The 19,860-nt window shown below is 64.0% G+C and carries 20 protein-coding genes and 1 pseudogene; 9 read left to right on the forward strand and 12 right to left on the reverse strand.

Annotation, left to right across the window (positions count from 1 at the left end; genetic code table 11):
- Positions 1 to 9 precede the first annotated feature (9 nt).
- On the reverse strand, positions 10 to 729 hold the full coding sequence (locus AACH55_RS17290; protein WP_338715893.1) for a FadR/GntR family transcriptional regulator: 720 nt from the start codon (positions 727 to 729) through the stop codon (positions 10 to 12).
- Positions 730 to 999: 270 nt separating this feature from the next.
- Between AACH55_RS17290 and AACH55_RS17295 the strand changes: the two genes are divergently transcribed.
- The 4 genes and pseudogenes from AACH55_RS17295 to AACH55_RS17310 all read left to right on the forward strand — a co-directional run.
- The gene (locus tag AACH55_RS17295; protein ID WP_338715894.1) at positions 1,000 to 1,905 is read left to right on the forward strand and encodes a LysR family transcriptional regulator; all 906 of its coding nucleotides are present in this window, start codon (positions 1,000 to 1,002) and stop codon (positions 1,903 to 1,905) included.
- A 137-nt stretch (positions 1,906 to 2,042) separates the two neighbouring features.
- The gene (locus AACH55_RS17300) at positions 2,043 to 2,897 is read left to right on the forward strand and encodes a putative hydro-lyase (RefSeq protein WP_338715895.1); all 855 of its coding nucleotides are present in this window, start codon (positions 2,043 to 2,045) and stop codon (positions 2,895 to 2,897) included.
- 97 nt (positions 2,898 to 2,994) lie between these two features.
- Positions 2,995 to 4,230 (forward strand): MFS transporter, encoded by a 1,236-nt coding sequence (locus tag AACH55_RS17305; protein ID WP_338715896.1) that lies wholly within the window; start codon positions 2,995 to 2,997, stop codon positions 4,228 to 4,230.
- A gap of 124 nt (positions 4,231 to 4,354) precedes the next feature.
- Positions 4,355 to 4,549 (forward strand): annotated as a pseudogene (locus AACH55_RS17310) (SDR family NAD(P)-dependent oxidoreductase); the annotation flags it as partial.
- A 13-nt stretch (positions 4,550 to 4,562) separates the two neighbouring features.
- On the opposite strand, the gene AACH55_RS17315 reads toward AACH55_RS17310, so the two are convergent.
- The 5 genes from AACH55_RS17315 to AACH55_RS17335 all read right to left on the reverse strand — a co-directional run bounded on the left by AACH55_RS17315 (position 4,563) and on the right by AACH55_RS17335 (position 8,171).
- Positions 4,563 to 5,579 (reverse strand): formylglycine-generating enzyme family protein, encoded by a 1,017-nt coding sequence (locus AACH55_RS17315; RefSeq protein ID WP_338715897.1) that lies wholly within the window; start codon positions 5,577 to 5,579, stop codon positions 4,563 to 4,565.
- A 90-nt stretch (positions 5,580 to 5,669) separates the two neighbouring features.
- Positions 5,670 to 5,801: a hypothetical protein gene (locus tag AACH55_RS17320; protein ID WP_338715898.1), complete on the reverse strand. Its 132-nt coding sequence runs from the start codon at positions 5,799 to 5,801 to the stop codon at positions 5,670 to 5,672.
- Between the two features lie 506 nt (positions 5,802 to 6,307).
- A complete protein-coding gene (locus AACH55_RS17325; RefSeq protein ID WP_338715899.1) occupies positions 6,308 to 6,781 on the reverse strand; it encodes a DUF2268 domain-containing putative Zn-dependent protease in 474 nt (157 codons plus the stop codon).
- A gap of 35 nt (positions 6,782 to 6,816) precedes the next feature.
- Positions 6,817 to 7,056, reverse strand: coding sequence for a hypothetical protein (locus AACH55_RS17330; protein ID WP_338715900.1), 240 nt, complete (start codon positions 7,054 to 7,056; stop codon positions 6,817 to 6,819).
- 35 nt (positions 7,057 to 7,091) lie between these two features.
- Positions 7,092 to 8,171: a tartrate dehydrogenase gene (locus tag AACH55_RS17335; RefSeq protein ID WP_338715901.1), complete on the reverse strand. Its 1,080-nt coding sequence runs from the start codon at positions 8,169 to 8,171 to the stop codon at positions 7,092 to 7,094.
- A 174-nt stretch (positions 8,172 to 8,345) separates the two neighbouring features.
- Here AACH55_RS17335 and AACH55_RS17340 point away from each other — a divergent pair, with 174 nt between their 5' ends.
- The 4 genes from AACH55_RS17340 to AACH55_RS17355 all read left to right on the forward strand — a co-directional run bounded on the left by AACH55_RS17340 (position 8,346) and on the right by AACH55_RS17355 (position 13,589).
- Complete coding sequence (locus tag AACH55_RS17340) at positions 8,346 to 9,317, forward strand: LysR family transcriptional regulator (protein WP_338715902.1); 972 nt, start codon at positions 8,346 to 8,348, stop codon at positions 9,315 to 9,317.
- A gap of 85 nt (positions 9,318 to 9,402) precedes the next feature.
- Positions 9,403 to 10,185: a GntR family transcriptional regulator gene (locus AACH55_RS17345; protein WP_338715903.1), complete on the forward strand. Its 783-nt coding sequence runs from the start codon at positions 9,403 to 9,405 to the stop codon at positions 10,183 to 10,185.
- Positions 10,186 to 10,410: 225 nt separating this feature from the next.
- The gene (gene oxlT, locus AACH55_RS17350) at positions 10,411 to 11,685 is read left to right on the forward strand and encodes an oxalate/formate MFS antiporter (protein WP_338715904.1); all 1,275 of its coding nucleotides are present in this window, start codon (positions 10,411 to 10,413) and stop codon (positions 11,683 to 11,685) included.
- A gap of 221 nt (positions 11,686 to 11,906) precedes the next feature.
- Positions 11,907 to 13,589, forward strand: a complete 1,683-nt coding sequence (locus AACH55_RS17355) for a Na+/H+ antiporter (RefSeq protein ID WP_338715905.1) — start codon at positions 11,907 to 11,909, stop codon at positions 13,587 to 13,589.
- Between the two features lie 124 nt (positions 13,590 to 13,713).
- Here AACH55_RS17355 and AACH55_RS17360 read toward each other — a convergent pair whose 3' ends face one another.
- From AACH55_RS17360 to AACH55_RS17385, 6 genes are all read right to left on the reverse strand, one after another.
- The gene (locus AACH55_RS17360; protein WP_338715906.1) at positions 13,714 to 13,983 is read right to left on the reverse strand and encodes a hypothetical protein; all 270 of its coding nucleotides are present in this window, start codon (positions 13,981 to 13,983) and stop codon (positions 13,714 to 13,716) included.
- Between the two features lie 231 nt (positions 13,984 to 14,214).
- Positions 14,215 to 14,997, reverse strand: coding sequence for a transporter substrate-binding domain-containing protein (locus AACH55_RS17365; RefSeq protein ID WP_338715907.1), 783 nt, complete (start codon positions 14,995 to 14,997; stop codon positions 14,215 to 14,217).
- A 14-nt stretch (positions 14,998 to 15,011) separates the two neighbouring features.
- Positions 15,012 to 15,785 (reverse strand): ABC transporter permease, encoded by a 774-nt coding sequence (locus AACH55_RS17370; RefSeq protein ID WP_338715908.1) that lies wholly within the window; start codon positions 15,783 to 15,785, stop codon positions 15,012 to 15,014.
- A gap of 139 nt (positions 15,786 to 15,924) precedes the next feature.
- A complete protein-coding gene (locus AACH55_RS17375) occupies positions 15,925 to 16,926 on the reverse strand; it encodes an ABC transporter substrate-binding protein (RefSeq protein WP_338715909.1) in 1,002 nt (333 codons plus the stop codon).
- On the reverse strand, positions 16,923 to 17,696 hold the full coding sequence (locus AACH55_RS17380) for an ABC transporter ATP-binding protein (protein ID WP_338715910.1): 774 nt from the start codon (positions 17,694 to 17,696) through the stop codon (positions 16,923 to 16,925). The genes AACH55_RS17375 and AACH55_RS17380 overlap by 4 nt, the downstream gene beginning before the upstream one ends.
- A 176-nt stretch (positions 17,697 to 17,872) precedes the next feature.
- Complete coding sequence (locus AACH55_RS17385) at positions 17,873 to 18,763, reverse strand: NAD-dependent epimerase/dehydratase family protein (protein WP_338720332.1); 891 nt, start codon at positions 18,761 to 18,763, stop codon at positions 17,873 to 17,875.
- Between the two features lie 36 nt (positions 18,764 to 18,799).
- On the opposite strand from AACH55_RS17385, the gene AACH55_RS17390 reads away from it, so the two are divergent.
- Positions 18,800 to 19,849, forward strand: a complete 1,050-nt coding sequence (locus AACH55_RS17390) for a CDP-6-deoxy-delta-3,4-glucoseen reductase (RefSeq protein WP_338715911.1) — start codon at positions 18,800 to 18,802, stop codon at positions 19,847 to 19,849.
- The last annotated feature ends 11 nt before the right edge of the window (positions 19,850 to 19,860 follow it).

Consider the following 19,860-nt stretch of genomic DNA (forward strand, 5'->3'; position numbering starts at 1 on the left):
GAACCGGCCCTAGTCGTGGACCGATTCGTCCTGACTGCGCCCGGCACTGCGATAGGCATCGCGCACGCGCAGCAGGTGGTGGCGCATGGCTTCGGACGCCTTCTGCGGATCGCGCGCCTTGAGCGCATCGAGAATCTCGCGGTGATCCTGCAGGCTGCGTTCCAGCGTGGAAGGGATGCGCGAGGTGATGGAGCGGCTCTTCTTGCCCAGCATGTAGAGGCTGCCGGCGATGCTTTGCAGGAAGGGGTTGTTGCAGGCCTCGATGATGGCCTCATGGAATTCCACATCGGCCGCCGAAAACGCCGCCGGGTCCGACAGCAGCCGGGCCTCGTCCTCGACGTTGCGCGCCAGGCGCGCCAGTTCGGCCTCTTCCATGTGCGTGGCAGCCAGCGCGGCCACGCCGGTCTCGATGATGAGGCGGGCATCGAACAGGGCTTCCAGCGTGCCGGGATTGAGATCGATGATCATCTCCAGCGGCTCCAGCAGTTCGCGTGTCTCCAGCGAACTGACGAAAGTGCCTTCGCCCTGGCGGATACGCAGCAGACCCAGGAGCGCCAGGCCGCGAATGGCCTCGCGCACCGCAGGACGGCCCACCCCCAGCATGGCCGCCAGTTCGCGCTCGGGCGGCAGTTGCTGGTCAGGTTTGAGCAAGCCGCTGCGGATCATGGTCAGCAGCCGCTGGGCAACCTGTTCGGAAATGGATTTCTGGACGATGGGGTCGAAGGACATGCTCTCTGGATACCTGCCTGTAGGGGTGAATCGCTGCCTTATCGGCATCGCCGCTCTGGCCCGCCAGCCCGGCATCTGCGGGCAGTGAAGGGTCAGACCAATGGGGGGTGAGGATAGGTATCGGGGAGGATTGTGTCAAGCGGCGGGAAGATTGGTGCGGCGTGCAAGAACCGGAGGGCGGGCGTTGCTCAGGTCCGCTGCCCGCATTTGCGCAATCGCCCCTCGGCAGGTAGCCTAGCGCCAAGCCGCCAACCTCTTCGCCAAGCACTCATGAACCTGCGATTCGTCGAGGCCTTCCACTGGGCCGCCTCGCTCAAGAGCATCACCCGCGCCGCTGAAAAGCTCCACATCACGCAATCCACCATGTCCAGCCTCATCGCCTCGCTGGAAGAAGAATTGGGCGTGGTGCTGCTGGACCGCCGCGAAAAACAGTTCCGCCTCACCGTGGCCGGCCAGCGCTTCCAGCGCCTGGCCGTCAGGCTGCTCGACATGCAGCGCCAGATACGCCAGGAACTGGGCGGCAACCCTGCCGGCCCGCTGGCGCTGCGCATCGGCAGCATCGAATCGGTGGTGCATAGCTGGCTGCCGGCCTGGCTGCAGGAAATCCGCAGCCGCTATCCCGACTTCGCCCTCGAACTCACCGTCGAGACCTCGCCGGTGCTGACCGAGCAAATCCGGTGCGGTGCCCAGGATCTGGTCTTCACCTCCACGGTCGGCAGCGACACCGCCGTGCGCTCGCGTCTGATGACGCCCATGGAGATGGTCTTCGTCGGCCATCGCGAGCGCTTCGGCACCCGTTCCTACACGCTGGAAGAACTGGCCGCCCACGATCTCATCACCTTCCAGCGCGGCTCGCAGCCGCACCAGGGATTGCTGCAACTGTGCCAGGAATGGGGCGTGCTCAATCCGCGCGTGCATGCCATCTCGTCCATCTCCGCCATGGTGCAGCTGGTGGAGGGCGGCTTCGGTGTCGCCACGTTGCCGCGCGCCTCGGTGCGCGAACTCACGCGCCGCCTGCCGCTGCGTATCCTGCGCAGCGAGGCCACCCTGCCCGCCTTGCAGATTCACGCCAGCTATCGCGAAGACCCCAGCTCCAGCCTGGCCGAGCTGGTGCTCGATTCGGCGCTGGACCATGCACGGCGCACACAAGCAAAAGGCCATGCCGCACAAAAATGAAGCCCTGGCACGAAAATCGCTATAGTGATTTTTCCGCTGTCCTCATCGAATAAATCGATAACAAAAGATATAAATTTTTTGTTGGACGCTCTCCCGGCGCGCTCCTAACATCGGCTCCATTCCATGAGGAGACCGCCATGCCAGAGACTGCCACTGCCTTGTCCGACGCCCCCTGCCATCCCGCCACCGCAGCTGCGCTGTCAGCGGCCTCGACCGCACTGGAAGTGCGCCTGGCCGCCCGCAGCGGCGCCTTCACCGGCCACACCAGCGGCGTAGCCAGCGCCCACGTGCAGGTCAACCTGGCGATTCTGCCGGCGGCACTGGCGCAAGATTTTCTCGCCTTCTGCGAACGCAATCCCGTCCCCTGTCCCTTGCTGGCCGTTTCCGAACCCGGTTCGCCGGCCCTGCCCGCGCTGGGTCTGGACCTGGATGTGCGCAGCGACGTGCCGCGCTATCACCTCTGGCGCCACGGTCAGCGCGTGGCTGAGGTGAGCGACCTGCGCGAGGTATGGCGCGATGATCTGGTCACCTTTGCGCTGGGCTGTTCCTTCTCCTTCGAGCATGCCCTGCTGGCGGCCGGCATTCCCTTGCGTCATGTCAGCGAAGGTCGCAACGTGGCCATGTATCGCACCAACATCGCCACCCGGCCGGTGGGCGTGTTCCAGGGGCCGACGGTGGTCTCGATGCGCCCGCTCAAGGCTGCCGACGCCATCCGTGCCATCCAGATCACCGCGCGCACGCCCCAGGTGCACGGTGCACCGATCCACATCGGCGACCCCGCCCTGATCGGCATTAGCGATATCGGCCAGCCCGATTATGGTGAAGCGGTGGACATCCGCGCCGATGAACTGCCGGTGTTCTGGGCCTGCGGCGTCACGCCCCAGGCCGCCATCGTCGCCGCCCGGCCCGAATTCTGCATCACCCATGCGCCCGGCTACATGCTGGTGACCGACAAGCTCAACAGCGAACTGCTGCTCGACGCGCAGACCTAGGCCTGCACGTCCCACCGTTTTCCATCACCGGCCGCGCTGTCCGCTGGCCGTGTGATGCCGCACGTCAGTGATTGACATACTTCATACGGGGATCCTCATGTGGCTGCAAGAGACAACGACATCCGAGCGACGCACGCTCACGGCGACCTTCACCGGCTATGCGGTGGATGGTTTTGACTACATGATCTATACCTTCCTCATCCCCACGCTGCTGGCTGCGTGGAGCATGAGCAAGGCCGAAGCCGGCTACATCGCCACCGGCGCCCTGCTGACCTCGGCCATCGGTGGCTGGGCGGCCGGCGTGCTGGCCGACCGCTATGGCCGGGTACGGGTGCTGCAATGGACGGTGCTGTGGTTTGCCTTGTTCACTTTCCTCTCGGGCTTCACCACTTCCTTCGCCGAGCTGTTCTTTACCCGCGCCATGCAGGGCTTCGGCATGGGTGGCGAATGGGCGGTCGGTTCAGTACTGATTGCCGAGACCATCTCGGCACGCCATCGCGGCAAGGCATCGGGCCTGGTGCAGAGCAGCTGGGCGGTGGGCTGGGCGGCTTCCGCACTGGCCTTCTGGGGCGTCTATGCGGTGCTGCCGCCGGAGACGGCGTGGAAGGTCTTGTTCTGGATCGGCGTACTGCCGGCCCTGTTGACGCTCTACATCCGCCGCGCCATCAGCGAGCCCGAGGTATATCTGGCGACCCGCGCACGCTTGCGCGAAAGCGGCCAGCGCGGCAATTTCCTGCGCATCTTCCACCCCGACCTGTTGCGCACCACGCTGCTGGCGAGCCTGCTGGCCACCGGCATGCAGGGTGCGTATTACTCGGTGACCACCTGGCTGCCGACCTTCCTGAAGACCGAACGCCATCTGTCGGTGCTGGGCACCAGCACTTACCTGCTGGTGCTGATCGGCGGTTCCTTCTGCGGTTATCTCACCTCCGCCTGGCTCTCCGACACCATTGGCCGGCGTCGCTGCTTCATGTTGTTTGCCGCGATGGGCATCGTGCTGGTACTGAGCTATACGCAACTCATCATCACCGATGCATGGATGCTGGCGCTGGGCTTTGTGCTGGGCTTCTTCCTGTCGGGGATCTTCTCGGGGATGGGGGCTTACCTGTCGGAACTCTTCCCCAGCGACGTGCGGGGTTCCGGCCAGGGCTTCTGCTACAACTTCGGCCGTGCAGTCGGCGCGATCTGCCCGGCACTGGTGGGCTATCTCAGCAACAGCCTGCCGCTGGGGCAGACCATCGGCTGGATGGCGGCGGGGTGTTATGGCCTGGTGATCGTGGCCTGCCTGATCTTGCCGGAGACGCGGGGCAAGGAGCTGGGGATAGCAGCATGAACTCTGTCTGACCTGTCTTTGCAGCTTGCGCCGGAAAATTATTTATATCGTTTAACTCAGCAAGCTGCTGACACCTTGGCCCGCATGCCTGGCTGCTGCGGGCCATCCATGTTCATGGTCTGCAATGCGTCGTATTGCCGCCACGCTGCCCCTGATGCAAAAGCAGCGCAGCGGACAGATCATCAACATTGCGTCCATTGGCGCCTATGCCGCCAGCCCGACCGCAGCCGTCTACTGCGCGACCAAGTTCGCGGTGGCAGCGATAACGGAAGGCTTGCGCCAGGAGGTGGGTGGCGACATCCGCGTCACGCTCATTTCACAGGCCAGTCTCTTCAATGCCTGACGTCCACATCCCGGACCAGCCTGATCCCGACCAGGGTATAGCGCGTACTGGTGGTGTTCCAGTTACGGAAGGCGCAGCGTGCATACAATGACCAGGTATGCCAGGAGCCGCCGCGTCGTACCTTGACCTCACCGGCGGCCGGTCCTTGCGGGTCTGCCAGGGGCGAGCGTGCGTAGGTATCTTCGCCGTACCAGTCTGCGGTCCATTCCCAGGCGTTTCCCACCATGTCATGCAGTCCGAATCCATTCGCAGGGAAGCTGCCGACCGGCGAGGTAAAGGCAAATCCATCATGGCCCTTGAGCGCATGAGAAGCCAAACGCGGCCAGTAGGGTGCAGCGTCGGCGTCGAAGGTGTTGGCGATCAGGCTCAAGCCCTCCGGATCATCGCCATTGGGATAGCGGGTCGTCGTGCCAGCACGGCAGGCGTATTCCCACTCGGCTTCAGTGGGCAGACGGTAGTGCGCCTTCTCTTTCTCGCTGAGCCATGCTGCCAGCGCCTGTGCATCATTCCAGGTGACGTTGAGCACCGGATGATTCCCAGCCTGGGGAAAGCCCGGATTTTTCCAGCTGTATTGTGGGTTGCGGCCTTCGAACGCATCTTTCCGCTCAGTCTTTTCGGGATCATAGTTCGGGTTGTAACCATAGCCGCCGGTCTGATCGCGAACGGATTCGGGGAGATAGCCGGACTCCGCCAGGAATCGGGCGAACTGGTCAACGGTGACCAGATGCTTCCCCAGATAGAAGGGATGGCTTATCACCACCTTGTGTCGCGGCCGCTCATCGTCGAGATCGCGCAGCCGCCGCGCTTCATAATCCGGGTAGGCCTTTTGCAGCGACGCGAGAGATTCATCCGTTCCCATCAGGAATTCTCCCGCAGGGATCAGCACCATTTGCATCCCGATTGAATTTTCAATCGTGTCAGGCGCTTGCGTTTTTTCCGCGGCATGCGGGCCGACCAATGTCGCGCCCAGCAACATCGCCAGCAAACTGATGGATAGGAGTTTCATGGCGTTCCCCCTTATGTCGACTGTCTGCAGGCATGACTCCCATCGGTCCAGGCCGCTTGCCAGGATAGGGGCATACCACAACACCGGATGTCATTTTCCCGGCCCGAATACCGATTGGAGAAACGCCGCCACCTCCAGCGGAGCCTGTTCACGTCCCAGCGCATCACCACCCAGCATCACGCCATCCATGCGGTTGCGCCTGCCATGAAAGAGATAGCTCAATTTGCGTTCCCCTTGCGTTCCCCGCCTGACTCGCCGACCGATGACGGCCCGCGCACCCCGGCATTCTCAACAAGACACCACAGTGTCTCGCGCAAGCATTGCGCATCCAGCCCATGCATGGCCGACGCCCGTATCCCGCCCTGCTCCTCGGAAAACTTCGCCACGAGCTGATAGCCCAGCGAATAGCCCAGCCAGCGCGGCAGGTTCCCCGTCCCGAAAAACCACAGGCCGTGATCATAGAACCCATTTCATAAATAGGCGTGAGTGCGAGCGAGTCCCGTTTGGGATGAAGTGCAAGGCGCGAATTTGGGTCAAGACTGGGCGTCTTGACCCAAATTCGTAACGCAGCAATTCGCCCAAACGGGCCGCTCCCTCCGGGTTCTGTCCAGAAAGGGCGCTGGCCGCGTTGCACTCCTTGCGTGTGGCACCGCCACACGACGCGTCGCGCGCCTTGCCAGCGCCCTTTCTGGACAGAACGCATCTCACGCCTATTTATGAAATGGGTTCTAGTCACTACGGCCCCATTGCTGTGCGGCCAGCGCAAGGTGCTCCGTCATCCGGCTGATATCGAGGGTCTCCCAAGGCTCCGGGTCGCCGCCCAGCAACTCCTGCGCAAAATGCCCCGCCATGCCTTCGGACACCAGCGCCTCGCCCAGCGTGCTGCCATATCCGGGACCATCCCACCTTGCCGCATGATGCAACTCGTGCGCAAACATGCGTTGTAGCGATGCGTTTTGGTTGAGCAACAATTGCGGATGGTCGGGATCGACGATCAGCTGGATGAATCCCGGCCTGGATGCATGGCCCAGCAGACCCTTTTCCGGCACCACTTCGTTTCCGGCCTGGATGACCACATCCAGAGGAAGCAAGGGCAGCAGCGCCGAAGCCCTTGCATGCGTCTGCAGCAGGGCTTCGCTGATCCAGGGGCGCAGAGGCGTCAGTCTGGCGCGGGCATCGAGAAAATGAAGAGTGATCGTCATGGGATGTCATGCGTTGGAATTGCGGTGGCAGAAAGCTAAGCGGCTTGCGCCTCATCATCCCACAAGGATGCGCGCGCCACGACCGTTCCCGCCGCAAGAAGCGCCCCGGGCGCGATCACCGAGTTGGCGCCCAGACGGCAAGCATCGCCCACCAGCGCGCCGAACTTGTCGACACCGGTGCTGACCAGGGCCCCGTCAAGGCGCACCAGCACGGTCTTGTCGCTGCGTTCGTTGCGGTGATTGCAGAGGATGCTGCCAAAGCGCCCTTTCGACAAGGCATGCCATCACGATCCCCTCGCCATGCCCCGTGCTACCCCTGCGCCGCCCGGGCAACGAAAGCACACACGGCCTCGGTCACCTGCACCGTAGTCGCCTTGCCGCCGAGGTCGCCGGTGTGCAGCGCCGGATTGGCGGTGACGGCTTCGATGGCCTGCATCACCTGGGCCGCGGCAGCGTGTTCGCCCAGGTGTTCCAGCAACATCACCACCGACCAGAAGGTGCCGACCGGATTGGCCAGACCCTTGCCCATGATGTCGAAGGCCGAACCGTGGATGGGCTCGAACATGGACGGATAACGGCGCTCGGGATCGATGTTGCCGGTCGGTGCAATACCGAGGCTGCCGGCCAGCGCGGCGGCGAGGTCGGAGAGGATGTCGGCGTGCAGGTTGGTGGCCACGATGGTGTCCAGCGTAGCGGGACGGTTGACCATGCGCGCGGTGGCGGCATCGACCAGTTCCTTGTCCCACTTCACATCGGGGAACTCCTTCGAAATCTGCACCGCGATCTCGTCCCACATGACCATCGCATGGCGCTGGGCATTGCTCTTGGTGACGACCGTCAACAACTTGCGCGGACGCGACTGCGCCAGCCTGAAGGCAAAGCGCATGATGCGTTCGACCCCGGCACGGGTCATGATCGAGACATCGGTAGCGGCCTCGATGGGATGGCCCTGGTGGACACGGCCGCCGACGCCGGCGTATTCGCCTTCGGAGTTCTCGCGCACGATGACCCAGTTCAGGTCTTGCGCACGACAGCGCTTGAGCGGCGCATCGATGCCCGGCAGGATGCGCGTGGGGCGCACGTTGGCGTACTGGTCGAAGCCCTGACAGATCTTCAGGCGCAAACCCCACAGGGTGACGTGATCGGGGATGTGCGGGTCACCGGCCGAGCCGAACAGGATGGCGTCCTTCTCGCGCAGGGCATCGAGGCCATCGGCGGGCATCATCACGCCGTGTTGGCGATAGTAGTCGCCGCCCCAGTCGAAGTCCTCGAAGTCGAAGGCCAGGTCGGCGCGGGCGGCGGCCAGAGCTTGCAGCAGCTGGCGGCCGGCGGGAATGACTTCCTTGCCGATGCCGTCGCCGGGGATGGTGGCGATGCGATAGGTGTTCATGTCGACAGCCTTTCTTGATGAGATGCGGTAGCGGGTCTCGCAAAAACACGGCGTGCGCCGCCTTTTTGCGTGCGGGGTACTTTACCCGCACTGCGAGGAAAGGAAGCGGTGCTAGACTTAAAGCATTCTTAACCTTAATTCAACAATCAACTGTCTTTCTCTGATGAGGTCTTCATGCAGGACACCGTTCTTCCCGCCGACCTGCGTTTCTTTTCCGTACTGGCCATGGCCGGCAGCCTGTCGGCGGCGGCACGCGAGCTGGGGCTGACCACGGCGGCGGTCAGCAAGCACCTCACGCAGATGGAAGCGCGTGCGGGCGTGCCGCTGGTCAACCGCACCACGCGCCGCATGATGTTGACGCCCGAGGGTGAGCTTTATCTGGAACACGCGCGCCGCATCCTCGACCAGATCAGTGAATTGTCCGAACTGCTGGGCAGTTCCAGGCGCCGCCCGGAAGGCCTGCTGCGTATCAATGCCACGCTGGGTTTCGGACGCAGCCACGTGGCGCCGGTGATCTCGAAGTTCGTCACGCGCCATCCGCAGGTGTCGGTGCAGTTGCAGTTGTCGGTGATGCCGCCGCCGCTGACCGAGGACAGCTTCGATGTCTGCATCCGCTTCGGCGAGCCGCCCGATACCAGGGTGGTAGCACGCCGGCTGGCCTCCAACGCGCGCCTGCTGTGCGCCTCGCCGGCCTACCTGAAGCGGCGCGGCATGCCGCAGACGCCGCATGACCTGAGCAAGCACAATTGCGTGGGTATCCGCCAGGGGGACGAGGCTTATGGGGTGTGGAAGCTGTCCTCGGGCAGCGGCGCCTCGCGCAAGACGGAGAGCGTCAAGATACGCGGCAACCTCACCACCAATGACGGCGAGATCGCAGTGAAGTGGGCGCTCGACGGGCATGGCATCCTCATGCGCGCCGAGTGGGATATCCGCAGCTATCTGGAAGAAGGCCGATTGGTGCAGGTGCTGCCGGGCTGGCAGACGCCCAATGCGGATATCTTCGCGGTGTATTCGCAGCGCCAGCAGCTGTCGACGCGGGTGCGCAGCTTTGTGGATTTCATTGCGCGCGAACTGGCGGGGACGTCGCCCAAATCGCGTATCACGGTGTTGGGTACGCGGGGCAAGCGCAAAGCGCAAGACCGGTGAAGCAGGGCCGGTCCATCTTCCATCCGCCCCCACGCCCGCGTTAAGATAGCCGCCAACCCCGTCCATCCGCCCCGCCACTGCTCTCATGACGTCCCGCCAAGCGCCCGCCGATCTCGCCACACGCCGCGCCGGCAAGCTGACCGATACGGTCTACGCCAGCCTGCGCGAAGACATCTACGCCTTCCGCCTGCTGCCCGGCGACCGCTTCGCCGAGAACGACGTGGCCGAGCGCCTGCAAGTCTCGCGTACGCCCGTGCGCGAGGCGCTCATGCGCCTGCAGAGCGAAGGTCTGGTGCGCGGTCATTTCCGCAATGGCTGGGAAGTGGTGCCGATCGATCTGGCACGCTTCGCCTCCCTCTATGAATTGCGCGAGATGCTGGAGTTGCACGCGGTGCGCAAGCTCTGCTCGCCGCGCATCGCCGCATCCGTGCGCCAGCAACTGGTGGCCGAGCAGGGCGCGATCTGGCATTGCGCTCCCAGCGACCGTCTGCCCGACGGGCTGGCCGTGGCGGCCCTGGACGAAGCCTTCCACTGCGCCCTGGTGCAGGCGGCGGGCAACCCCGAGGCCGATACCGTCTACCGCCAGCTGACCAACCAGCTGCGCATCATGCGCCGGCTCGATTTCGCCTATGGCGACTGCATCGACGACACCTATGCCGAGCACCGCGCCATCCTGGATGCCATCGCCCGCAATGACGGTGACCTGGCCGGCGAACTCATCGGCCGCCACATCGAAGGCAGCCACGCCGTGGTCGAACGGATGACCATCGCCCGCCTGGAACAGGTGCGCGCCGGGTCGGTGCAGGCTGCACCGGCACAAGGCAGCGCCGCGTCACCGGCACCGGCCCGGCGCAAGCGGTTTGGCTGACGAAGTGAAGATTCGCGCGTCATCTGCGGGTCGCAGGCCGGTTTTTCCCCTCCTGAAGAAGAATTGAACCGATTTTCCGGGTGCCGGATTTGCCACAAGGCAAATGGCATGAAAGCTGCTTTTGTGGGCGCAGGATTTATGCATACATAAATCCCGGCAAGCGGCACCTTGCCCGATCCGGCAGGGCTGGCCTTTCCCCCACGGCTTTCTGTACAGGAGAAACGCATGACCACCCTCACCCACACCGCCCCCGCGAGCGCGCAGGGCCTGCTGCACAACCGCTGGTTCCAGCTGTGCATCGGCCTGATCTGCATGATGGCCATCTCCAGCCCGCAATACGTCTGGACGCTCTTCACCAAGCCGCTCACGGCCAAGCTGGGCGTGCCGCTGTCGCAACTGCAGATCACCTTCTCGATGCTGATCGTGCTGCAGACTTTCTTCTCGCCCTTCCAGGGCAGCCTGATCGAGCGCTTCGGTGCGCGCCGCCTGATTGCCATCGGCACCTTCATGTCGGGCCTGTCGTGGATCCTGGCCGCGCAAGTCTCCAGCATCGGCCTGTTCTATCTGGCCTACGGACTGGTGGGCGGGCTGGGCACCGGGATCGTCTACGTCGGTGTGGTGGGCCAGATGGTGCGCTGGTTCCCGGACCGTCGTGGCTTTGCGGTGGGGATGGTGGCGGCCGGCTATGGCATGGGCGCGATCCTGACCACGTTCCCGATCTCGGCGTCGCTAGCCAGCGCCGGACTGGAAACCACCTTGTGGCAGTTCGGCCTGGTGTTTGCGGTGATCGGGGTGGCGGCGTCGCAGGCGCTGCGCTCGCCTGACGCCGGCCATGCCGCTGCCATGCCGGCCCCGGCGATTGCCGCCAGCAAGCTCGACGTGGCACCGCGCCAGATGCTGCGTACGCCGCTGTTCTGGCTGATGTTCGTGATGATGACCATGATGTCCACCTCGGGCCTGATGGTGACGTCGCAGATGGCCACCTTCGCGCGCGACTTCGGCGTGGCCAATGTGATGGTGTTCGGCCTGGCGGCGCTGCCGCTGGCGCTGACCATCGACCGCCTCACCAATGGTCTGACGCGTCCCTTCTTCGGCTGGGTGTCGGACCGCTACGGTCGCGAGAACACCATGTTCTTCGCCTTCGCGCTGGAAGGCGTGGCCATGGCGCTGTGGCTGGCCACGCACGAGAATGCGGTGCTGTTCGTGCTGCTGTCGGGTGTGGTCTTCTTCGGCTGGGGCGAGATTTTTTCGCTCTTCCCCTCGACCCTGACGGACACCTTCGGTACCCGCAACGCCACCGCCAACTATGGCTGGCTCTACATGTCGCAAGGCATCGGCTCGATCTTCGGCGGCCCGCTGGCGGCCATGATGCATGAGAAGACCGGCAGCTGGCATCCGGTCTTCGGCACCGCCATCACGCTGGACATTCTCACCGCCTGCCTGGCGCTGATGGTGTTGAAGCCGTGGCGCGCAAGCTATCTGGCCAAGGCCGGCAAGTAAGTCTGCCCTCGCCCTAACCTCTCCGATGCCGGCCTCGCGCCGGCATCGTCGTTTCTTTTCCCCGCCTTATGCAGCACCTGCAGGCTTGTCCAGTGCTTGTACCGTGCTTGTACCGTATACTTGCAAGCCTGTTGCAAGCCTTTGCAAACCCCTGCAACTCGCCGCAGTCCTGCGGGTCTGACCCACCCGCCCCCCGTCACAAGAGCATCAACTGCCGCCTCATGGAAATCGTCTTTACCGTTTTGATCCTGCTGCTCGCCGTGGCCGTCTCCGGCGTGGTGGCGCGGCTGGCGCCCTTCAAGCTGCCGCTGCCCCTGTTCCAGATCGCCCTGGGCGCGCTGCTGGCCATGCCCATGTTCGGCCTGCGTATCAGCTTCGATCCGGAACTGTTCCTGCTGCTGTTCATCCCGCCGCTGCTCTTTACCGATGGCTGGCGCATGCCCAAGCGCGAGTTCTTCCGACTGGCCCGGCCCATCCTGGCGCTCGCGCTGGGTCTGGTGTTGTTCACGGTGGTGGGGGTGGGCTACTTCATCCACTGGCTGATCCCGGTGATCTCGCTGCCGTCGGCCTTTGCGCTGGCGGCCGTGCTCTCGCCCACCGATGCGGTGGCGGTTTCCTCCATCGTCGGCAAGGGCCGCCTGCCAGCCTCGATGCAGCACGTGCTGGAAGGCGAGGCGCTGATGAACGACGCCTCCGGCCTGGTGGCCTTCAAGTTCGCCATTGCAGCGGTCATCACCGGCACCTTCTCGCTGCTGGACGCCAGCATTTCCTTCGTGCTGATCGCCGCCGGCGGCATTGCCGTGGGGCTGATCGTGGCCTGGGGCTTCGGGCTGATCCGGCGCAAGATCATCGAGTGGTCCGGCGACGAGCCCGGCATCCAGGTGGTGCTGCTGATGCTGATCCCCTTCACGGCCTACATCTTTGCCGAACACTTCGGCCTGTCCGGCATCCTCGCGGCGGTGGCCGCAGGCATGCTGATGCCGTATCTGGAAACCGCCGGCGGCGAATCGGCGGCGACCCGGCTGCAGGGGCGCGGCATCATGATCATGCTGGAATTCATCTTCAACGGCATGTCCTTCCTGCTGCTGGGCCTGCAATTGCCGGGCATCATCGGGCTGGCCCATCTGGATGCGCAGATGGCCGGCAACGTGCCCGTGTGGCATCTGTTCGTCTACATCCTGGCCATCACGGTGGCGCTGATCGTGCTGCGCTTCGTGTGGGTCTGGATCAACCTGCGCATGCGCCGCTTCGCCTCGGCCGTGCGCGGCCAGAGCGGGCGCAATCGCAAGTTCGACCTGCGCCTCATCACCATCACCGCACTCTCCGGGGTGCGTGGCGCCATCACGCTGGCCGGTGTGATGTCGATCCCGCTCATGCTGCGCGAACATACGCCCTTCCCGGCGCGCGACCTGCTGATCTTCCTGGCCACCGGGGTGATTCTCTGCTCGCTGCTGTTCGGCAGCTTCCTGCTGCCGTGGCTGTTGAAGGACCTGCAGCTCGATGCCGAGGTCAAGCGCCGCCGCGCCGAGGAAATGATGGCGCGCCTGCGCCTGTCGGAAGCGGCGGTGCGTACCATCGAGGAAGCCCAGGAACGCATCGGCGTGAACCTGGATGAAAACGACCTGGCCCTGTTGATGGAAGTCAGCGGCAGCCTGCTGGCCACCTATCGCATGCGCATGAATGCCGAGAGCGATTCCGAGGAAACCCAGCGCGCCGCCAACCGCTTCAAGCAGTTCGAGCGCGAACTGCGGCTCGAAGCGATCCGCGCCGAGCGGCTGGAAGTGCACTACCTGCGCGCCGAGCAGCGCATCAATGACGAGACCTTCCTGATGCTGATCACGCAGATCGACATGGCCGAGACCTGGCTGCTCGGTTCACTGAATGCCTCGGGACATCATCACTGACACAGACGCACCCGGCGGCACCAACGACAAAGCCCGCAAGGCCTGATCAGCAGGCGTTGCGGGCTTTGTTGAATCCAGGTTAACAATCCGATTTGGCCAGATCAACCGGCCGGCAGAACAGGAATCAGGCCACCGAATTGACGGTCGTGCCGATGATCTCGCCGGTTGCATTGCGCGAGGCCTGCTCGCGGCGGTTGCGTTCCTGACGGGCGCTTTCGGCGCGGGTTTCATCGGCCTGGATTTCTTCCAGGCGGCGCTGTTCGGCCTTCAGGGCCGCAGCCGCTTCTTCAGCACGGCGCACGGCCACCGGATCGTTGGCTTTGCCGGTGGTCGGTGCATTGTTGTTGGGGTCGGAGACGACGCCGTTGACGGCGGAGGCGATGTCCATGGCCATGATGGGCTCCCTTTGAAACGAAGGCTGAGAAATGAAGACTGCAGGCGACAGGATGAGCCTTACAGTGGTGCGAATGCCGCCTATGTTACGCGCATTGCCGCGCTCTGCCACAGGGAAATCCTTGAAATCGCCTCTTTTTTGCGCAGCCGATACAGAGCGGCTTGCTGGCCTGGCAAGAAATGCCGTCATGGCGATATTGTCCTGGCAACTTCTATCGCGCTGGCACAGGTTCTAGTGGCAATCCGGCACGTTCTGGTCGAGGTAGACCTCGAAGGCGACGTTGTTGACCCACTTCTTGATGGCACTGGCCCAGAACGCATCGTTCCATCGCGCCGCTGCCTGGCGTGCACTGGCCAGGTCGGCGGGATCATTGCCACGCACCTGCAGCACCAGCGCCTGACGGCTGACCGGAGCCAGTTGCGCGGAGAATTTCTTCCACTCGGGCAGTTTCAGCAGCGCCTTCATGAGCGTGTCGTCATGCACGGCAGCGTCGCACTGGCCGGTGCGCACGGCCAGCAGCGCATCGGCCGGGGCCGGCATCACTTTTTCGATGGCACCGTAGCGGCCGCTGAGGCTGCCGACATAGGGCGAACCGGTGGAGACGCAGACGGTACGGCCCTTCAGATCGTCCCAGCTGCGGATGGTGGTGTCGGTGCGCATGATGGCCATGCCGCCGGCGCTGTAGCCGGTGGCAATCATCGTAGCGTCGGCCTGGGCCGGGTCGACCCGCGTGAGCATCACATCCGGCCGTACGCCCTTGAGCGCGGCGCGCTCGGGCGTGTTGGGCTGAAGCTCGGTCTTCAGTTTCCACTGCGCAGCGAGATCGTCGGCCAGCACGGTGGCGATGTTTTCGGGCGTGCGGAATTTCATGCCGCCCTTGTAGGGTGGCGGCACGTGGTCCAGCCCGATGCGCACCGCATCGCTGCGGCGCGCGTCGTCGAGCACGCCGGCCTGCGCTGCCGCCATCGGCAGGCAGACCGGGAGGAGCAGGATGAACCGGTGCAGGGCGCGCATGGAGATCGCTCCGCTCAAACGTACTGATACTTCAGCAGGCGATGCTTGAGGTTTTCCAGAATCACCTGGTCGATCAGCGCGGCCAGGATGGCGATGGTGAGAATGTTGGCCATCACGCCGATCATGTCGGCGGTCTCGCCCGAATAGGCCAGCGTGCGACCCAGGCCCTTGCCGAAACCGACCAGCATTTCTGCGGAAATGAGCGCGCGCCATGCGTTGCCGAAGGCCAGCTGGGCACCGGTGATCAGCTCCGGCATCACCGCCGGCAGATACACCCGGCGCAGCATGGACAGGCGCGAAGCCCCCATCACGCGGGCCGCCGAGACGTGCACCTGCTGCACGCTCTCGGTGGCATTCATCACCGACAGCGCAGCCGGGAAGAAAGCGGCGATGGCCACCACCACCACGATGGGCAAATTGCCGAAGCCCATCAGGATCAGGAACAGCGGCACCCACGCGATCGAGGGAATCGATTGCAGGATCACGATGGCCGACTTCAGCACTTCACGGAAGAAGAACAGCACCGCCCCGATCAGCCCGAAACCGATACCCAGCACCAGCGCAGAACCATAGCCCAGGCCCAGGCGATAAAGACTGCCGAAGAGCGCCGCGCGGAAATTGCCGGACTGCACTTCCTCCACCAGCCGCGCGGCCACCTCGGGCACGCCGGGCATCAGGAAGGACGGCAGCGACCAGGCTGCGATCTGCCACATCAAAAGGATGAAGACGATGGCCAGCACCATGGCCAGTTTCTTGCGGAGTCCGGTAACGCGACGCTGTGAGCTCATAAGGACAGGAGGACAGGAAAGACAATGGCCGGACAGGAGCCGGCCAGATTAAAAAAACATGAGAACTGCTTCGGCATGACATCCCAAACCGTTCGGGCTGCGCAGGCCCGAGAAGGCCGTATCGAAGACGCTCCGGCGCTTACAGCTTGCGCGCGTTCTGCCACGACAGGTCGGTGATGGAATTCACGTCGAAGGGCTTGCCGTCGCGGGTCTTGAGCGAACCTTGCGATTGCAGGATATCGGCGATCTCCTGCATGCGGTCCTGGTCCTTCTTGCTGATCTTGGGGGTGAAGGTCTGGCTCTTGATGGCGTCGCGGATCACGTCTTCGCGCAGCATCTCGCCATGCTTCAGGGTCTTCAGAGTCGGCTCGGCGATGAAGTAGCCGGCGATCAGCTTGGAGGCTTCGGCAGGCTTCTTCTGCAGCAGGGTGATGGCGTCGCGTTGCGCGTCTAGCGACTTCCAGACGGCATCGCGCTTCTTCTTCAGGGTTTCGCCGGAAGTGATGACGACCATGCAGGGGAAGGGCCAGACTTCGCCGATTTCATAGACCTGCTTGACCGGCGCGATCAGTTGCGCGATGCGCGCCTGCGGCTCGAACAGGAAGGCCGCGTCCACGCGCTTGCCCACCAGCGACTGCACCGCCACCTGCGGCGAGACGCCCATCACGTTGACGTCATCGGGCTTGATGCCGGCATCGCGCAGGACCACGCCCTTAAGCACGGTATCAGCGGTGCTGCCTTCGGCTTGCGAGGCCAGTGTCTTGCCCTTGAGGTCGGCGACCTTGTTGATGCCGGAGTCCTCGCGCGCCACCAAAGCGTGGTAGCCCAGCTGCGCGCCGCCCACCACCTTCAGGTCCGCGCCCTTGGAGGCCCAGGCCACGGCATTGGAGAAGCCGAACACGCCGCTGTCCAACTGGCCGCCGACGATGGCCTTGACCAGATCGGTACCGGACTTGAATTCGATCAGTTCCACATCCAGGCCGTACTTCTTGTAGAGGCCGGCTTCATAGGCGGCCATGGCTTGCGCATCGTCCATGACGCGCAGGTAGCCGATCTTGAATTTTTCCAGAGCCAGCGCGTTGCCGGAGAAAACCAGGGCGGCGGCGGCGATGGCCGGTGCCAGGATGCGTGCGAATTTCATACTCCAACCCCTTCAATGTTTTTTGCAAATTCGTCCTGCTCGGCGTGGATGCCCAGCAGGCAAAGGATTTCGCGGCGGGTGGCCGCAAATTCGGACAGGTCGTGCGTCTTTTCGTGATGCACGAGATTGAATTCCTTCAAGACTCTGGCCGGACGCGGGCTGAACACGAAGATGCGGTCAGCCAGGAACAACGCCTCGTCTACATCGTGCGTCACCAGTACCACGGTCGGGCCCTGCTGGCGGATCAGCTCGCGCAGCGCATCCTGCAAGGTCATGCGGGTGAGCGCATCGAGCGCGCCGAAGGGTTCGTCCAGCAACAGCGCCTTGGGCTGCGAGATGAAGGCGCGCGCCAGGGCCGCACGCTGGCGCATGCCGCCCGAGACCTGATGCGGATAATAGTTTTCGAAACCCTTGAGCTTGACGTTCTCCAGCCAGATGCGGGCCTGGTCGGCGGATTTCTTCTTGTCGATGTTCTGGAATTCCAGTGCCAGCGCCACGTTCTGCTGCAGGGTCAGCCAGGGATAGAGGGCGTTTTCCTGGAACATCAGGGTACGCTCGGGATGCGGTCCACGGATGGCCTGGCCATCGCCCGCAACCGTGCCGCTGCTGGGCTTTTCCAGGCCGGCGGCCATGTGCAGCAGGGTGGACTTGCCGCAGCCCGAAGGACCGACCAGCGCGACCAGCTCACCGGAGGCGATCTCGCGGGTGAATTCCTCGATCACGTGCAGGTCGCCGAAACGCTTGGCGACGTTGTTGAAAGATAGCTTCATGTGGTCCGCGGACGGGCCGCGCGCAAGGGATGGTGGAGCGGGAAAGGCGTCACAGGGGCCTCCCCCATTGAGTCAGGCATGCACTGTACTGATGCCGCCTATGCAAAACAACTACTTAAAAATCGTATGCTTATTCGTATTTCGAATAATAAAGGTGGGCAAAACGCATAAAGGCGTCAGCCCTTCGTCAGCCTTTGCTGCTGCCATTGTCCCAACAGGCTTTGCACATCGGGGTAACGCAGCCGCACGCCCAGCTCATCCTTGATGCGGGCATTGTGAAGGCGGCGCGATTCCGACATGAAGGACAGCATCATCGGCGAGACGCTGCGTTCCATCTCGCTGCGCGGCAGGCGCGGCGGGCGCGGCAGGGCGGCGGCATCGGCCACGGCGTCGAAGTAGTCGCCCATCTTGAGGTCGGTATCGTCCACCGCGTGATAGACGCGATTGGGCGCGCCCAGGCGCATCGCAGCCAGGCAGATGCGGGCCAGGTCGTCGGCGTGGATGTGGTTGGTATGGACGTCCTCCTGTGCCATCAGCGCCGGCAGCCCCTTGTGCAGACGCTCCAGCGGCAGGCGGTCGGCGGCGTAGATGCCGGGCACGCGCAGGATGGAGAGCTTGCCGTGACGACGCCGCGCCCAGGCGCGCAACACCGTTTCGGCGTCGACGCGGCGTACGGCGCGGGCGTTCTGCGGGTTCACGCGGCGGGTTTCATCGAAGCTTGCCCCGGCACAATCTCCGTAGACACCGGTCGTGCTGATGTAAACCAGGCGCGCGCCCTCGGGTAAAATGGCGGCCAAATTGCGGGACCGGCGGTCGATGCGGCCCTCGGACTGCGGCGGCGCCAGATGCACGATGGTCGGTGCCAGGCGCGCCAGGCGGCCCAGCGTCAGGGGCGCGTCGAGGTCGGCGACGATGGGAATAGCCCCGGCAGCGCGCAGTTCAGCGCGGCGCTCGGGGTTGCTGGTCACGGCCAGCACGCGGTAGCGCGGCAGCAGCAGCGGTACCAGCCGCAGGCCGACATCGCCGCAGCCCAGAATCAATACGCGGGGCAGGCCCAGTTTTTTCACGGTGTTCAATCCAAATTTATCCAGAAGCAGAATTGTATGAGTTTCCAAGTCACAGTCCAGCCTAGCGGTCGCCAATTCACCTGCGACGCCGACGAATCCATCCTCACCGCCGCCATCCGCGCCGGTGTCGGCCTGCCTTACGGCTGCAAGAACGGCGCCTGCAGCTCCTGCAAGGGCAAGCTGGTATCCGGCCAGGTCGAGCATGGGCCGCATCAGGAACGCGCCCTCTCGGCGCACGAGCAGCAACTGGGCCATGCCCTCTTCTGCGTGGCCAAGCCGCAGAGCGACGTCACCATCGAGGCGCGCGAAGTGGCCGGCGTGGGCGACATCCCGGTGCGCAAGCTGCCGGTGCGCGTGGCCAAGCTGGAGAAGGTGGCCGATGACGTCATCATCCTGTCGCTGCAGCTGCCGGCCAATGACCGCCTGCAGTACAAGGCCGGCCAGTATGTGGAATTCCTGCTGCGCGACGGCAAGCGCCGCAGCTACAGCATGGCCAATGCCCCCCACAAGGATGAGCACATGAGCCTGCACATCCGTCATCTGCCGGGCGGCCTGTTCACCGACCAGGTGTTCACCACCCTGAAGGAACGCGACATCCTGCGCATCGAAGGCCCGCTGGGTACCTTCTTCCTGCGCGAGGACTCCGACAAGCCCATCATCCTGCTGGCTTCAGGCACCGGCTTTGCGCCCATCAAGGCCATCGTCGAGCAGCTGGAACATGCCGGATCCAGGCGCCCCGTCACCCTGTACTGGGGCGGCCGCCGCCCGCAGGATCTGTACATGAACGCCCTGTGCCGGCAGTGGGAACAGGACCTGCCCAACTTCAAGTACGTACCGGTGGTCTCCAACGCCCAGGCCGAGGACAACTGGAGCGGCCGCACCGGCTTCGTCCACCGCGCCGTGATGGAAGACTTCCCCGACCTGTCGGGCCATCAGGTCTACGCCTGTGGCGCACCCATCGTGGTGGAATCGGCACAGCGTGATTTCAGCGCCCAGTGCGGCCTGCCGGAAGACGAGTTCTATGCCGATTCCTTCACTTCCGAAGCCGACCTGGCCAAACCGGTCTCGGACAGCCCGGCCGCCTGAACGGCCGGTGG

The organism is Herbaspirillum sp. DW155 (assembly GCF_037076565.1).
Taxonomy (GTDB): Bacteria; Pseudomonadota; Gammaproteobacteria; order Burkholderiales; family Burkholderiaceae_D; genus Herbaspirillum.